Raw genomic sequence first — 17777 nt, forward strand, 5'->3', positions numbered from 1 at the left:
GCAAACCGCTCTGGATTGCTTCGCTCCGCTCGCAATGACGACGTGGGTCAATCCAAAGTTATCAGACTCTAGGGGCTTGGCCTTTTGGCCTATTGCAGCGTGGCGCGGCCGTCGTCGCTGTCGAAACGGCCGAAGAATTGCATCAACTGGACGACCAGTTCGGCGCGCGCGTCGATTGGCGACGCCTCGAGCAGCGCCTGCTTCGCGGCGGCGTCGAACGGCGCGACCTGCGCAATGCCGTTGACGAGGGTGGCGTCGTCGAGCTGCCCGACCGAATCCCAGTCGACGACATAGCCCTGCCGCGCCGCAAAGCGCTTGGCCTCGCGCTCAAGGCTGGCGCGTTCGATGCTCGCGAGCACCGCATCCTCTTCGGCTTCCAACTCGATCTCGGCCTCGACCTGCCTGAACGGCGTCGTCACGTCGAGTTCGCGGCGGACACGAAAGCGGGCGACGCCTTCGAGGACGAGGTTGAAACGCCCTTCCTCGAGCGCCTCGACGTCGATGATGCGGCCCACGCAGCCCATGTCGTAGAGTGCGGGCGGCTCGCGCGACTCTTCGCCGGGCAGGACGCGCGGCTGAATCATTCCGATCTGCCGGTCGCGCGCCAGCACCTCCTGCACCATCGCCGAATAGCGCGGTTCGAAGATATGGAGCGGCAGGTGCAGCCCCGGGAACAGCACCGCGCCGGTAAGCGGAAAAATCGCGATCCGCTGGATGGTCAAGGGCGCGGTATCGGCCATGGGTGCTTTAGCCGAACAGAATCAGCGACAGGCGGCGGCGCTGCGCCGCGACCCAGGCGTCTTCGAGACCCACGGCCTCGAACAGCGAAAGCAGCTTGGCGCGGGCCGCGTCATCGTTCCATTCGCGGTCGGCCGCGACGATGTGGAGCAGATTGTCGGCGGCGGCATCACGCTGGCCCGCACCGATCTGCGCGCTCGCAAGATCGAAGCGCGCCTGATGATCGTCGGGGTTTGCAGCGACCGCGGCCTCGAATGCCGCCAGCTCGCCCGCGTCGGGCGCATCGGCGGCAAGCGCCAGCGCGCTTTTCGCCTGCGCGACGGCCGGATCGTCGGCGATTTCGGCGGGGATCATGGCGAGTGCGGCCTCTGCCCCCTCGACGTCGCCCGCGAGGATCAGCGCGCGAATCAGCCCGCCGTGCGCCGCGGCGTTGTCGGGCGCCATTTCAAGAATCTGCGCAAAGATGCTCGCCGCGCGCGGCCCGTCGCCCTCGGCGAGGACGGCATCGCCCATTTCGATGAGCGGCGCGATCTCGACCGCGCGCGCACTCGCTTCGCTTTCGATCGGGAGCTGCGCGAGAAGCTGATCGAGAATCGACTTCAATTGGCTTTCGGTGCGCGCATTGGTCAGGTTGGCGACCGGCTGCCCTTGGAAAATCGCATAAACGGTCGGGATCGACTGGACCTGGAACTGGCCGGCAATGAAGCGATTCGCATCGACGTCGACCTTGACCAGCACGACGCCCTTGTCCGCATAATCGGCGGCGACCTTTTCCAGCACCGGCCCCAATTGTTTGCAGGGGCCGCACCATTCCGCCCAGAAATCGAGAATCACGAGGCTCGTCATCGACGGTTCGACGACATCGCGGCGGAAGGCTTCGACGGCTTCCTTTTCAGAGGGGTTCAGACCGAGCGTGGCCACGGGGAAAAGCTCCTTATTATCTATATGTCCGCTTATGTGGGAATTTCAGGCGATATGCCAACCCTTCGGAGAAAATGCGCAATCGGGGCAATCAGGGGTTGCCGAGTCAAAAAGCCGGTGCTAATCGCCCGCCTCACCCGCTGGAACCGACCGGTTTCCAGCCGCCAGAGCGGGCGTAGCTCAGGGGTAGAGCACAACCTTGCCAAGGTTGGGGTCGAGGGTTCGAATCCCTTCGCCCGCTCCAGTTTTCCACGATAATCCGTCGCGAACGATCCGGTCGTAGGGGCCGGGGGCTGTGCGCTGCCACCGATACTTTTGGGCAAAAGTCCCTTTCGATCAGATCAGTGACTTCAGCCGGTCGATTCCCGTCGCCTCCCTAACGATCCGCGCCGCGAGCGCATTTCCGTTTGCTGCGTTGGTGAAGACGACGATCGCTCGCCCGCTTCGCGCGTCGCCGACGCCAAGGGTTTTGAAGATCCCGTAATTGCTTCCGCTGTGCTGGAACAGCGGACCCGCTGACGATTGCTCGATCTCCCAGCCCAGCCCCCGCATAATGTCGCGGCCGCGCACGTCGAGCCGGGGGGCGAGCATCGCGCGCCTGGCCGCATCGCTGATCTCCCACCCCGCACGGTTCGGCCGGTCCATCATGAGCGTCATGAATTTCGCATAGTCGGACGCCGTCATCAGAAGCCCGCCTGCGGAATTGACAAGAAGATCGTGCGTCGACGGCGGCGTCTTTGGATCCGTCTCGCGCATCGCCGCGACCGAATCCTCCCACGTCCACGACGCGATCGGCTTGCGCCTCTTCGAGGCGACCCGAAGCAGCCGGTCGCCCAACTCGCGCGTCGGCTGGGCCGGAAGCTTTTGTTCGCCTTCGGGCGGTTCGGAATGGCCGAAGACTGCCGAGCTTGCGATCGCCTCGTCCCAGCCGAAGGTGCTGCGGGTCATTTCGGCCGGACCGAACAGCTTTGCCTGCATCACGCTGCCGAGGCCCATTCCCATGATCGTTTCCACGACCAACTGGAGCCAGATGAACGCTTCGCCCGAGTAGCTGTAGACCGATCCCGGCGCGCTGTTCGTGACGAGCGGCGCGGAAGCCCAGTTGGGCAGGCCGGTCGAATGCTCCAGCACATGCCGGGCGGTGATGCGCTCGAGATTCGGATCGCTGCCAAGGTTCGCCGGCCGACGATAGGCAACGAGCGGCTTGTCGAGGTCGAGGCGCTTCTCGTCGACCAGCCGCATCACGACATAAGCGAAGACCGGCTTGGTCATCGACGCCGCTTCGAACAGCGTGTCGCCCTGCACAGGGTCGCGGGTGAGAATGTTTTTGACGCCGAAGCCCCGGCTCCACGCGAGTGTCCCGCGGTCCACGACCGCGATGCCGACGCCGGGCACCCCGGCAATTCGCATCAGTCGCGGCAGGTCGCGAACCAAATCGTCGGACGGGATCCACGCGGCATTGCCGCTCGAACATCGAGGCGGTCCTCCATCGGTGCCAGCGGCCGCCTGGCCACCGGCGATCAGCGCTGCGGCGCCGGTCAGCACGGCCCGTCGCCCGGCGATCGTGCCGTTACTCATCCTTGTTCGCTCCCCCTGCGGGCATGGTCGCGTCCCTATCGCGCATTTGTCCGGACGAGGATTAGAGGATGCGTCCGCATGTTCGCAAGGCAGCAAAATTTCGCCATCTGCGATGTGACCCCAGTTCCAGATTTTCTTGTCGATACCGTAACATGCACCGATTTACGGTGGATTGGTAATCAATTGAAAACCATTATTTTGTAGCTCCGCCAACATCATCCTTCGGGCGCTCCGGTGGATGAATCTGGCGTTGTTCTCCGCGATGACCCGTTTCGGCGGCGGAGGCAGGGCGGCTGGGGCAGATTGAGCGGGTCGCCAAAGGCTCGCGCAGCAATCGAGGAAAGGCGCTGCCGGGCTTGCTGGCGGCTGCGTCGGAGCCGGGGGTCGTCGAATGAATAGAGGTTGCGTGTTTCCTTGCATCCCGTCCGGTTACGATAACCCGTCGGCCGCGCGCCCTTCAAAGCCGCGCCCTTTCGCCGCCAAATAATAATCATCTCCATTGTCTCGCTCGCCCTTCGGGCGGGCTTTTTTGCGTTCGAGGATATTCCATGACCGAGAAGAAAATGCCCCGCCGCCGCGATCTGAACGCGAAGGCGCGTTCGCGGCGCCTTCTCTGCGGTGCCTCGCTCGCGGCGGTGCTGGCATGTGCGCCGGTGGCCGCGCATGCCGAGGACCGGTATTGGGACGCCAATGGCACCGCGGTCGGCTCGGGCGGAACGGGCACCTGGAACCTCGCAAACCTCAACTGGAGCCCCAATGGCGATGGGGTGAGCGGTCCATTTGTCGAGCCTTGGGTCAACGGCGACCTCGACAATGCGATCTTCGGCAGCACCGCAGGCACGGTAACCGTGGGCGCGCCGGTGACGGTCGGCAATATCACCTTCAGTTCGGCAGGCTACGTCCTGAACGGCGGCACGATCACGCTTGGTAGTGCCGGTTCGACGATCACCGCGACCACCGGTAACACCACGATCAACTCGGCGCTCGCGGGGGCGAACGGATTGATCAAGGCAGGCGGCGGCGGACTGGTCCTCGGCGGGGTGAACAGCTTCACGGGCAATATCAACATCAACGCAGGCAGCCTCTATGCGTTGACCGACAGTGCATTGGGAGCAGCGGGCAACAATATCTTCACCGCGGCGGCGTCGAATGTCCGGCTATCGATCGGCGGCGCGAACACCGCGCGGACCGTAACGATCGGCAACGGCGGCAATTTGATCCTCGAAGGAACGGGCGCGGGTGCCGCCCGGATACGCGGTGACGGATCGGTTCAGCTTGCCGCCAGCGGCATCACGATGAGCAACGATCTCAGCGACTATACCGGACGCACACTCTTTAACGGCTGCAACGGCACCTGCTCGACACGCTTTACCTCGATCGGCAATCTCGGCGAGGCGAGCTCGCTCGGAGCGCCGGTGACGGTCGCCAACGGTACGATCGTCTTCGCCCAGTCCAGTCAGTACAGCGACAGCATCATCTATCTCGGCGACGGTGACAGCTCGAACCGCAACTGGGACATCAACGGCGATGCCGGGCTCGTCCGCAATCAGGGAACGGGCACGCTCGAAATCACGGGCGACGTCGATATTTCGGTTGGCGGCGGTTTCTATGCCGAGACCGCGGACTTCCGCTTGCTCGGCACACTCAGCGGCGGCAATTATGCCTTCAACGCCTCGGCGGGGCGGCATGTCCAACTGGGCAATGCCAACACATTTACCGGCGTGGCGGCGCTCGCGGGCGAAATTCGCGTCGGCAAGCTCGCCGATATCGGCAACGAGAGCTCGCTTGGCGCGGGCACCACGATCAGCCTCGTCAACGGGACGCTCGCCTATGACGGGGCGGGCGATGCCAGCAATCGCGAATGGCTCGTCAACGGAGCCACCAATTCGATCCGCAATAACGGCAGCGGCGCACTCGACCTGTCGGGCGCTCTTGTCTTCAACGTGGCGAGCCCGAACCCCGATACGCTGACTCTGGGTGGCAGCTTCGCAGGTACCAACATCTTCTCGGGTGCCATGTCGGGCAATGGCAATATCGTCGCGGACAGCGCCGGTACGTGGGTATTGAGCGGTGCGAACAGCCAACGCGGTACTGTAACTGTGAACAATGGCACGCTGCGCGCTGGCTCTGTCGGTGCCTTTGGTGCGGCGACAGGGCTCATCGTCAACGGCGGCACACTCGACCTCGGAGGCTTCGATCTCGTCGCGCCGTCGCTTACCGGGAGTGGCGGGGCCGTCGCACTTGGCGCGCAGACACTGACCGTCGATGCCAAGACCACGCAGGTCTTTGGCGGCACCATCACCGGCACCGGCGGCCTCCGTAAAACGGGTGCGGGCTCGCTGACCCTGACCGGCGCGAACAGCTACACCGGTGCGACGACGGTTGGCGGCGGCAGGCTCGGGCTCGATTTTTCGGGCGCGGGCGGCCCTGTCAGCAATATCGTGTCGGCCTCGTCGGCGCTCGTCCTGACGGGCGGCACGCTCGAAGTGGTCGGCGCGGCGGGCGAGACCAATAACCAGAGCTTCAACGGCCTGACGGTCAGTGCCGGCAGCAACACGGTCCGTGCGGTGAGCGGCGTGGGCGGTATCGTCAACCTCAACCTCGGCGCGATCGTGCGCGCGGGCGGTCTGGTCAATTTCGTGCTGCCGACGGGCGGTGCAATCACGACGAGCAATGCCGATGGCGTGCTCGGCGGCTGGGCAACGATCAACGGATCGGATTATGCGAAAGTCGTCGGCGGCGGCATCCTCGCCTTCGACGCCAGCGACTACACGACCAAGGACGATGCGGGAACCTGGGCGAACGGCGATATCATCAGCGATACTGCGGGCGCCGTTAACACGCCTTTCTTTGGCACCGTGACCGGCAATGTCCAACTCGGCGGCCTGCGCTATACCGCCGCGTCCGGATCGATCGTGACGATCGGCGCCGGCAACCGGCTGGGCATCGACGGTACGATCATCGTCGCGCCGAGCACGGGGGCGACAAATCAGACGATCACGGGCGGTTCGCTGACCGGCAGCAACGGGGGCGGAACGCTGGGCGTTCAGCATAACGGCACGGGCGCGCTCACCATCGCCTCGACGATCGTCGACAATGGCGGCGCGACGAGCTTTGCCAAGAGCGGCGGCGGAACGGTCCGCCTGAACGCGGCGAACAGCTATACCGGCGGCACGACGCTGAGCGGCGGTCGTCTTGAAGTCGCGCAACTTGCCAATGGCGGTATCGCGAGCGGCATCGGCGCATCGAGCGCCGCCGCAGCGAACCTTGTCCTCGAAAGCGGCACGCTGGCTTATACGGGCGGCGTCGATGCGGTCACCGATCGCGGAATCACACTTGTCAACGGCGGCGCCGAGCGCGCAATCCAGGTCGAGGCCGGACGTACGGTCGAGTTTTCCGGCCTGGTCACCAGCCCCGACGATGCGGGGCTGACCAAGACTGGTTGGGGCACGTTGGTTCTATCGAACGCCGCCAATGATTATGTCGGCGTCACGACGATCACCCAGACGTCGGCCGGAAATAGCACGCTTTCGGTGAACACGCTTTCCGACGGTGGCGTGGCGAGCGGCATCGGCGCGGCGAGCAGCGATGCGGCCAATCTTGTGATCAGCAACGGCGCCCGGCTGCAATATACGGGCGGCACCGTCGCCATCGACCGCGGCTTTACGCTTGCGGCCGGACAGGGCGGCATCGATGTGGCGAATGCGGCGGCGACGCTGACGATCGGCGGGGTCGCCACCGGCGCCGGATCCTTCTTTAAAGATGGTGCGGGCACGCTCATCCTTAGCGGCACCAACAGCTATACCGGCGATACGACCGTGAATGCGGGCATCCTGCGCGCCGGGTCGGCGCGGGCGTTCGGTGCGGGTGGCCGCTTTATGACCGTGAATAGCGGGGCGACGCTGGATCTTGGCGGGTTCGACATCGGCGTCGCGGCGATCATCGGCGGCGGGCAGATCGACCTTGGCGGGCGCACGCTGACGACGGGCGGTGCGGGCGGCCTCTTTACCGGACGCATTACCGGAACCGGCGGTTATACGCGCACCGGCGGCTTCACCCAGATTTTGAATGGCTGCAACAACGACTATACCGGCGTCACGACGATCGGCGGCGCGCTTTCGATCGACTGCATCGCCAATGGCGGACAGGCCAGCGGTATCGGTGCCTCGTCGTCGGCTTCGTCGAACCTTGTTTTTGCGGGTGGTACGCTCGTCTATACGGGCGCCAGCGTCTCGACCGATCGCGGCTTCGCGATGACCGGAAACGGCAACCTCAACGTCTTTAACGCAGGAACGACGCTGGAATTTTCCGGAAATATTGCCGGCGCCGGACAACTGAACAAGGATGGAGCGGGGACACTGCTGCTGTCGGGGTCTAACAAGGCGGCCGGCAACTTCCGCGTCATAAATGGCACTTTGCAGGCCGCGTCGACTACGGCCTTGGGAAGCGGCTGGGTATCCCTCGACGACACGGCTGGGGTCCTGCTCGACCTCGACGGCTTCAACAATAATGTCCTCTACCTTATCGGCGGTGGCGCCACGGGCGGCAATATCGCTCTGGACGGGGCGACGCTGACGATCAACAATGGCGGCGGCGCCGGGGTCATTTACGGCGGGGCCATCTCGGGCAGCGGCGGCCTGATCAAGAATGGCGGCAGCTTCCAGCAACTGTCGGGCTGTGCGAGCAGCTATGGCGGGACGACCGTCATCAACGGCGGCATTCTCTCCGTTTCCTGTCTTGGCGATGGCGGCGCGAACAGCTCAATCGGTTCGTCCTCGGCGGCGGCGAGCAATCTCGTGCTTAGCGGCGGGACGCTGCAATATGTCGGCACGGGCGGCAGTACGAACCGCCAGTTTACGCTCGGCGCCTCGACGGCGAGCAAGCTCGACGCATCGGGCACCGGTGCGATCGCTTTCACCCATGCGGGTCCGCTGACCTTTGCCAGTGCGAACACGGCGCAAACGCTGACGCTTGGCGGTACGAACACCGGCAACAACATCTTCGGCGCGCAGATCACGAACAATGGCACGGGCCTGACTCGCCTGACCAAGACCGACGCGGGTACCTGGGTGCTGACCAATGCAAACAGCACCTATACCGGCGTCACGACGATCAGCGGCGGTGTTCTTGCGGTCGACAAACTTTCCGATGGCGGGCTTGCCAGCAGCATCGGTGCCTCGCAGGCGGCGGCGTCGAACCTGATCATCGGCAATGGCTCGACGCTCCGTTACACGGGTACGGGCGATACGACGAACCGCCTTTTCACCTTGTCGGCGGGTGTAACCTTCATCGAATCGTCGGGCACCGGCGCGATCGTCTTCACCGATACCGGGCTGGTGACGCTGGCGAGCAATAACCAGGCGCGCACGATCGCGCTTGGCGGCACCAATACAGGCAACAACACGCTCGCGGGCTCGATCGGCAACGCCGGGTTGGGCGTCACGACGCTCGCTAAAAACGACAGCGGGACCTGGGTGCTCACCGGCAACCACAGCTACACCGGTTCGACCAATATCAACGGCGGCACGCTGTTCGTCGGCGGCGGCGGGACGACGGGGTCGATCGCCAGTGCGCTCGTCAACAATTTCGGCACGCTTGGTTTCAACCGCAGCGACCTGTTGGCCTATGGCGGCCAGATCGTCGGCACCGGCGCGCTGCGACAGGCGGGGACGGGCACGACCGTCCTAACCGGTACCAATCTCTACACCGGCGGCACGACGATCGACGCGGGCACGCTCCAGCTCGGCAATGGCGGCACCACGGGCAGCATCGTCGGCGACGTCGTCGACAATGGCTTGCTCCTGTTCAACCGTTCCGATCTTGTCGATTTTGCGGGAACGATCTCGGGCAGCGGCGCCGTGCAACAGATTGGCAGCGGCACGACGGTGCTTTCGGGCATCAACAGCTATGCGGGCGGCACGTCGATCCTCGGCGGTACATTGCAGGTGTCGGCCGATGGCAATCTCGGCGCGGCGGCGGGCGGCCTTACCTTCTCGAACGGTACCTTGCGCACGACCGCATCCTTCGCGAGCGCGCGCAATGCGAGCCTGACCGGCACGGGCACGATCCTGACCGACGCGGGAACGATTTTCGCGCTGGGTGGCCTGATTTCTGGTGCGGGCAACCTGACCAAATCGGGCGCGGGCATCCTGACGCTGAGCGCAAACAACAGCTACGTTGGCGCGACCAATGTGAACGCCGGTACGCTCCGCATCAATGGCAATCAGTCCGCGGCAACGGGCCTTGTGACCGTCGCGTCGGGCGCGACGCTGGCGGGCAGCGGGACGATCGGCGGCAGCGTCAATGTGCTGAACGGCGGCATCCTCGCGCCGGGCAACAGCCCCGGTACGCTGAACATCAACGGCGATCTGACGCTGGCGGGTGGCTCGGTCCTGAACTTCGAGTTCGGCGAAGCGAATGTCGTCGGCGGCGCGCTCAACGATCTGGTCAACGTCGGCGGCAATCTGACGCTCGACGGTACGATCAACGTCACCGGGTCGGGCGGCGGCTATTTTGGCGGCGGCATCTATCGCGTGTTCAACTATGCCGGCACGCTCGTCGACAACGGCTTGGTGCTGGGGTCGATGCCTGCGGGCAGTAATGTCACAGTGCAGACTTCGATCGCGGGTCAGGTCAACCTGATCAACAGCGAAGGCCTGGCGCTCAGCTTCTGGGATGGCGGCGTCGGACCCAAGTTCAATAATGTCGTGAACGGCGGCAACGGCAACTGGCACCTGGGCGGCGCCGACAACAATTGGACAGGCGCTGACGGCGCGATCAACGCGGCCTATACCGACGGCACCTTCGCAATTTTTGCGGGCGCACCGGGCATGGTTACGGTGGACAACAGCGGCGGTGCGGTCACCACGGCGGGAATGCAGTTCGCGACGGACGGCTATGTCGTGAACGGCGCACCGCTGACGCTGGTCGGGCCCGAATCGATCATTCGTGTCGGCGATGGTACCGCCGCTGGCGCGGGCTTCACCACGACAATCGGCGCCAATCTCACGGGTGCCTCGCAACTGGTGAAGACCGACGGCGGCACGCTCGTGCTGACGGGGACGAACAGCTATACCGGCGGCACACGGATCGAGGGCGGCGTGATTTCGGTCGCCGACGACAGCTTCCTTGGTGCTCCCTCCGGCACGATCACGCTCGACGGCGGGACGCTGCGGATGACCGGTCCGAACTCGGCCAATTCGCACACCTATATTCTCGGCGCGAACGGTGGCGCGATCGATATTGCCAACGCCGCGACCGCCAACGGCATTCTCAATGCGATGAGCGGGAATGGCGGGTTGACCAAGCTCGGTGCCGGCTCGCTCGCGCTTGCCGCCGACAACAGCTATACCGGTGGCACCACGATCGAGGCGGGTACGCTGCAGATCGGCAGCAACAGCGGTACGACGGGGTCGATCGTCGGCGACGTGGTAAACAACGGCCGGTTCGTCATTTTCCGTTCGAACGCTTACACCTATGGCGGATCGATCACCGGAACCGGCAGTGTTTCCGTGACGGGCACCGGCGTGACCACGCTGACGGGCGACAGCAATTACGGGGGTGGGACGACCATCAACGGAATCGGCGGCGAGCTTCGCATTGTTGGCGGGGCCAACGTCATTTCCGGCGGCGGCACGATCATGGGCCGCTCAACGCTGAGCATCGACGGCGCGAACTCGCTCTTCAGCACGAACTCCATCGGTGGGAATAATGTTCCCTTCGCGGGTTCGGCCATCGTGAATGTGACGGACGGCGGTACGCTCCGGATCCGGGCAGGCGACCTGGATCTGCGCACTCTCTCCGCGACGACCCGGATCAACATTGCCGGCGCGAACTCGCTGGCCGATGTGTCGGGCGGCATTCGGGGCAGCACGAGCTTCAACGCGCCCTTCGACCTCACGGTCGGCGCGGGCGGGACGCTGCGCACGGCCGGGGCGAGCCAGATAGGCACCGCGACCAGTAACACCAACCCCATCGCCGTCGTGATCACTGGCGCGGGCTCCAACTGGACGAGCGTCGGTTCGCTGCTGATGACGGCAGGCAATTTCACGGTCGATCAGAACGGTGCAGCGACCTTCGCATCTGCGACGTTCGGCACGGCGCCACAGGCGGCCCGCCTGACGGTATCGGGCGCGGGCTCCAGCTTCGCCACGACGGGCGATCTCGTTATCGGTAGCGGTACCGGCACCGCGGTTCTGACGGTCGCTGACGGTGGCCAGGCGATCGCAGGGTCCGGCCTCCAGCTCGCCGCGCAGGCGGGTTCCACCGGTACGGTCAACATTGGCGGCGTCGATGGCGGCGCGGCCGCCGCAGCCGGTATGATCAACGGCAACATCATATTCGGACTCGGCAACGGCGAACTGAACTTCAACCACACCGAGACCGACTATCTGTTCGCCAACAGCATGACGGGCCTTGGCACGATCAACCATGTGGCGGGGACCACCCGCCTGACCGGCGACAGCTCGGCCCTGATCAGCACGACGTCGGTCGCTGGCGGCACGCTGCTCGTCGACGGCATTCTTGGGGCGGGAGTGAGCCTCGTCAGCGTAGCGACCGGCGGCACGCTGGGCGGCACGGGGACGATCGGCGGCAATGTCGATATCTTTGATGGCAATCTCAATCCCGGCGATGTCGGTGGGGTTCCGGGCCGGCTGACGATCGCGGGCAACCTTTACCTCGCGCCGGCGGCGACGCTCAACGTCGACTTCGGCCAGGCGAATGTCGTTGGCGGTACTTTCAACGACCTGATCGATGTAGGCGGCAACCTGGTTCTCGACGGAACGCTCAATGTCCAGGAAACCCCTGGGGGCAATTTCGAGCCGGGCGTTTATCGCATCATCAACTATGGCGGATCGCTGACCGACAACGGATTGACGGTCAATGCGGGCTATTTCGTGCAGACCTCGGTCGCGAACCAGATCAACCTGGTCAACACCACAGGCCTCACCATGCGCTTCTGGGACGGCGTCAACGGCGGCAAGAATGACGGCGTCATCACCGGCGGCGACGGCTTGTGGCAGGCAAGCGCCGGCAACGACAATTGGACCGAGTTCGACGGATCGGCCAACGCGCCGTTCACCGATGCGGCCTTCGCCGTCTTTTCGGGCGTCGGCGGGACGGTAACCGTCGACGCTTCGCTCGGTGCTGTCACGGCTTCGGGGATGCAGTTCGCCAGCGACGGCTATCTCGTCGCGGGCGACGATGTTGCGCTCGTCGATGCGGCGGCGATCATTCGCGTCGGGGACGGCACGATCGGGGGTGCGGGCTATACGGCGACGATCGCGTCGAACCTGACCGGCATCGGCGACGTCATCAAGACTGACCGCGGCACGCTGATGCTGACCGGCGCAAACAGTTTCGCCGGCGAAACCAACGTCCGCGGCGGCGAACTGCGGCTCGCGGACGGCGGCACGCTGACCAATGCTGACGGCATGATTGGCCGCGAAAGCGGCGAGCAGGGCATTGTCACCGTCATCGGCACCGATGGAAGCGGTAACGCTTCGACCTGGACCAATACGGGGATTCTCCGTGTCGGCCGCCTCGGCACCGGCACGCTCAACATCCTCGACGGCGGCCTCGTGACCGTCGCGGACATCGCTTATATCGGCGACGATGTGGGCAGCCAGGGGACAGTGAATGTTTCGGGGCAGGACGCCAATGGCAATGCGTCGACGTGGACGGGGACGAGCGACATCGTCATCGGCGAGTTCGGCGGCGGAACGCTGAACATCACCGCGGGCGGTCAGGTCGGCACCCAGTCGGGCTGGATCGGTTCGAACGTCGGCGGTCAGGGGATCGTCAACGTCTCGGGCGTCGGCGCGAATGGTGTGGCTTCGACCTGGACGAATGCCGGCGATGTGCGGGTCGGCTATGACGGCAATGGTACGCTGAACATCACCGATGGCGGCAAGGTCGTCAGCGTCGGTGGTCAAATCGGCGCCAACAGCGACGGTGTCGGCCAGGTACTGGTCAGCGGTGACGGCTCGTTGTGGGAAAACAGCGGACGGATCAACGTCGGCGGTTCCGGTACTGGCACCCTGCGTATCGAAAATGGCGCGTCGGTCTCCAGCAACGACGGCGTTGTCGGTGCTTCGGGACATGGCGATGCGATCATATCCGGTGCGGGTTCGACGTGGATCAACACCCAGCAACTGAATATCGGCAGCTTCGGTACCGGCACTTTGCGCATCGAAAACGGCGCAAGCGTTTCGAGTAACCAGGGCTATATCGGCGCCAACGCCAACGGCAGCGCCGTCGTGACGGGCGCAGGGTCGAACTGGCTGGTGACGGATTTCACTCTGACGATCGGCAATCAGGCGGACGGTTCGCTCCTCATCGAAAACGGCGGCCGCGTGCGGTCCGAAGGCGGAGTCTATCTCGGCGCCGCAGCGGGCGTCGATGGAACGCTGACCCTGCAGGGGCCGGCGAATAATCGTGCGGTCGTGGAAACCGCCGGATTTATCGGCGGCCTCGGCGACGCGAACGTCACGCTCGACGGCGGGGTGCTGCGCGCGATCGCGGACAATGATTATTTTTTCACCGATCTTGATACGCACGACATCACGTTCGGCGCGAACGGCGGTATCATCGATACCGATGGTCATGACATCGGCATCTCGCCGCGCTTCGTCGGTGCAGGCGGGCTGACCAAGGAAGGCCTCGGCACGCTGACGCTGACCGGTGCGAACAGCTATGCGGGGGCAACCTTCGTCAACGCGGGAACCTTGCTGGTCAACGGCGACCAGTCGGCTGCAACCGGAGCAATGACGGTCCTGTCGGGCGCGACGCTCGGCGGCATTGGGACCATCGGCAGCAATGTTTCGATGCTCGACGGCGCGATCCTTGCGCCGGGCGAAAGCCCCGGCACGCTGACGATCAACGGCAATCTGTCGCTCGCCGGCGGCTCGATCCTGAACTACGAATTCGGGCAGGCCGATGTCCCAGGCGGCGCGCTCAATGATCTGGTCAATGTCGGCGGCGACCTGACGCTCGACGGGACGATCAATGTGACGGTCCCGACCGGGGGCAGCTTTGGCCCCGGCGTGTATCGCGTGTTCAACTATGGCGGCACGCTGATCGATAACGGATTGACGCTGGGGACTATCCCGGGCGGCACCGGCGGTATTTCGGTCCAGACCGGAGTCGCGGGTCAGGTGAACCTCGTCAATTCGTTGGGACTGGCGCTCAGCTTCTGGGACGGCGCGGCCGGCCCCAAGCATGACGGCGCCCTCAACGGCGGCGATGGCGTGTGGCGCGTTGCGGGCGCCCTCAACAACTGGACCGACGCCAATGGCTCGATCAACGCCGATTATGCGCAGGACAGTTTTGCGGTCTTCGCCGCGGCTCCCGGCACCGTCACGATCGACAACAGCGGCGGCAATGTCCTCGCGTCGGGCATGCAGTTCGCCAGCGACGGCTATGTCATTACGGGTGACGCGCTGACGCTAACGGGGGCGCAGGCGATCGTTCAGGTCGGCGATGGCAGCGCCGCAGGCGCGGGCTATACTGCGACCATCGATGCGGAGATCGCCGGCACGGCGCAACTGCTGAAGACCGATGCGGGCACGCTCGTCCTGACCGGCGCCAATAGCTATAGCGGAGGCACACTGATCAACGGCGGCACGGTCCGGATCGGCAGCGATGCCAATCTGGGCGATGCGGCCGGGGGCCTGTCGATCGGCGGCGGCGCTCTCCACACCACCACCGATATTGTCTCGGGCCGTACCGTCACGCTGATCGGCGCCGGCGTGTTCCGCAGTGATGCGGGCACCACGCTGATGCTGACCGGGCCGGTCGGCGGCGCGGGCGGTCTGGTCAAAGCGGGCGCGGGCACGCTTGCGCTTGGCGGCACCGGGTCTTTCACGGGTGCGACGACCGTCGAAGCGGGCAGCTTGTTCGTCAACGGCGACTATTCGGCGGCGACGGGCGCAACCAGTGTCGCCGCGGCCGCGACGCTGGGTGGCACGGGGACGATTGGCGGCAATGTCGACTTTGCCAGTGGAGCCAGGCTGGCGCCAGGCGCGGGCGGCGCGGGTACGCTGACAATCAACGGCAATCTGTCGCTGGCGGCAGGGACGCAGCTCGATTTCGAATTCGGGCAGGCGGGTGTCGCAGGCGGCGCGCTCAACGACCTTGTGAACGTAGGAGGCAACCTTGTCCTCGACGGCGTGCTCAACGTCAGTGTCCCGACGGGTGGCGCGTTCGACGTCGGCATCTATCGCATGTTCAACTATGGCGGCACGCTGACGAACAACGGCGTGACGTTCGGCACCATGCCGACGGGCGCCAACGCTGCCATCCAGACCTCGGTTGCAGGGCAGGTCAATCTGGTCAATTCCGGTGGCCTCACGCTGAACTTCTGGGATGGCGCGGCCGGCCCGAAGGTCGATGGTGTGATCAACGGCGGCAACGGCGTGTGGCAGAGCAGCGCGGGCAACAACAACTGGACCGACGCGACGGGCAATCTCAGTGCGCCCTACGCCAATGGCGCCTTTGCGATCTTCGGCGGCACGGCGGGTACGGTCACGGTCGATAACGCACCGGGCGCCGTAACGGCCACGGGGATGCAGTTCGCGACGAACGGCTATGTCATCACCGGCGACGCCATCACCCTCGACGGGGTGCAGGCGGCGATCCGCGTCGGCGACGGCAGCACGGGGGGCGCGGGCTTTACCGCGACGGTCAATTCGGCGCTCACCGGCACGGCACAGTTGGTCAAGACCGACGCGGGGACGCTCGTCCTCGGCGGCACGAATAGCTACACCGGCGGCACCCAGATCGTCGGCGGCGCGCTCCGCATTTCGAACGACGCCAACCTTGGTGCGGCGAGCGGCGACGTGACGCTCGATGGCGGCACGCTCGAAACGACCGCAAACCTCGCCAGCGCGCGCGGCTTCGTCGTCTCCGGCGGCGGCACGATTTCGGCCGCGGTCGATACGGTCTTTACCTACAACGGGCTCTTCTCGGGTGTGGGCGGGCTGACCAAGAATGGCGCGGGCACCTTGCTCATTACCGCCGATAACAGCGGTTTCGGCGGCAGTACGACGGTCGCCGGCGGCACGCTGGCGGTGCAGGGAAGTCTTGGCGGTGCAGTCACCGTCGGCGCGGCAGCCCGTCTCGAAGGCACCGGCCGCGTCGGCAGCCTCGCGAACGCGGGCGTCGTCGCACCGGGCAGCGGCATCGGCTCGCTGACGGTCGCGGGCGACTATGCCGGCAATGGCGGCGTGCTGGAGATCGAAGCTGCACTCGGCGGCGACGCCTCGGCGGCCGACCGCTTGATCGTGAACGGCGCCACGTCGGGCAATACGCGAGTCACGGTGATCAACCGCGGCGGATTGGGCGATCAGACGGTGGAGGGGATCAAGATCGTCGACGTCGCGGGCGCGTCGAACGGTATCTTCACGCTTGAGGGCGACTATCTTTTCGACGGTGAGCAGGCCGTGGTTCTCGGCGCCTATGGCTATCGTCTCTACAAGAATGGTGTTTCGACGCCGCAGGACGGCGACTGGTATCTCCGTTCCGCGCTTCTTGCCGGCGAAAATCCGCAAGGTCCGCTCTATCAGCCGGGCGTGCCCGTGTACGAAGCCTATGTCGGCGCGTTGCAGTCGCTGAACCGGTTACCGACCCTGCAACAGCGTGTCGGCAACCGCTCGTGGGCGGCGTCGCCGATTGCCGGTGCGGGACTGTGGGGCCGGTTCGAATCGGAACGCCAGCGTCCGGAGGCACTTGTTTCGACAAGCGGCGCCGACCGCAATGTCGATCAGTGGCAGGCGCAACTCGGGCTCGACGCGGTCCTGGCAGAGCGGGGCGACGGCGCCACGCTCGTCGGCGGACTGACCGCGCATTATGGCACGGCGGACAGCAATATCGCGTCGGTCTTCGGCAATGGCACGATCGACACGCAGGGCTATGGCGTCGGCGCGACGATGACCTGGTACGGGCCGCAGGGCTTTTATGTCGACGGACAGGTCAAGCTTAGCTGGTTCGACAGCGATCTTGAATCGAACATCCTCGGATCGCTCGCGCGCGGCAACAAGGGCGACGGACAGGCGTTCAGCCTTGAACTCGGCAAGCAGACCCCGATCGGCCGCAACCTCAGCATCACGCCGCAGGTCCAGATGAGCTATGCCAAGGTCGATTTCGATCGCTTCGCCAACCCTTCGGCGGCCGCGGTTTCGGTGGCGAAAGGCGAAAGCCTGAAGACGCGCTGGGGGTTGGCGATCGATCATCAGACGAGCTGGAAGGGCCGCGCGGGCGATACGCGCCGCACGCGCCTCTACACCGTGATGAATCTCGGATACGAATGGCTCGATGGCGCGGTTGCCGACGTATCGGGGACGCCGATCGCCAATCGCGACCACCGCCTGACGGGCGAACTGGGGCTTGGCGGCAGCTATAGCTGGGGCGACGACCGCTTCACCCTCTACACCGAAGTGTCGGGCGATACGGCGATCGCCGACTTTGGTGCGGGCTATAATCTAAAGGGCACTGCGGGGTTCCGGGTGCGGTTCTGATACGGTCCTCCTCTCGCGCCGACG

Annotated in this window: 4 protein-coding genes and 1 tRNA gene; 2 read left to right on the forward strand and 3 right to left on the reverse strand. The window is 65.1% G+C overall.

The annotated features are described in order from the left end of the window. Positions 1-89 precede the first annotated feature (89 nt). The gene (locus SC1_RS00240; protein ID WP_062176019.1) at positions 90-740 is read right to left on the reverse strand and encodes an LON peptidase substrate-binding domain-containing protein; all 651 of its coding nucleotides are present in this window, start codon (positions 738-740) and stop codon (positions 90-92) included. Positions 741-747: 7 nt separating this feature from the next. Then, positions 748-1659 carry a tetratricopeptide repeat protein gene (locus tag SC1_RS00245; RefSeq protein ID WP_062176023.1) on the reverse strand — a complete coding sequence of 304 codons (912 nt, stop codon included), beginning with the start codon at positions 1657-1659 and terminating at the stop codon, positions 748-750. Positions 1660-1828: 169 nt separating this feature from the next. Here SC1_RS00245 and SC1_RS00250 point away from each other — a divergent pair. Then, positions 1829-1903 (forward strand) — tRNA-Gly (locus SC1_RS00250). 92 nt (positions 1904-1995) lie between these two features. Here the strand turns inward: SC1_RS00250 and SC1_RS00255 are convergent. Further along, the gene (locus SC1_RS00255) at positions 1996-3237 is read right to left on the reverse strand and encodes a serine hydrolase (RefSeq protein WP_202966770.1); all 1242 of its coding nucleotides are present in this window, start codon (positions 3235-3237) and stop codon (positions 1996-1998) included. A 548-nt stretch (positions 3238-3785) separates the two neighbouring features. On the opposite strand from SC1_RS00255, the gene SC1_RS21710 reads away from it, so the two are divergent. Continuing rightward, on the forward strand, positions 3786-17753 hold the full coding sequence (locus tag SC1_RS21710; protein ID WP_062176026.1) for an autotransporter-associated beta strand repeat-containing protein: 13968 nt from the start codon (positions 3786-3788) through the stop codon (positions 17751-17753). The last annotated feature ends 24 nt before the right edge of the window (positions 17754-17777 follow it).

Origin of the sequence: Sphingopyxis sp. C-1, from assembly GCF_001047015.1 — a bacterium.
Classification (GTDB): domain Bacteria; phylum Pseudomonadota; class Alphaproteobacteria; order Sphingomonadales; family Sphingomonadaceae; genus Sphingopyxis.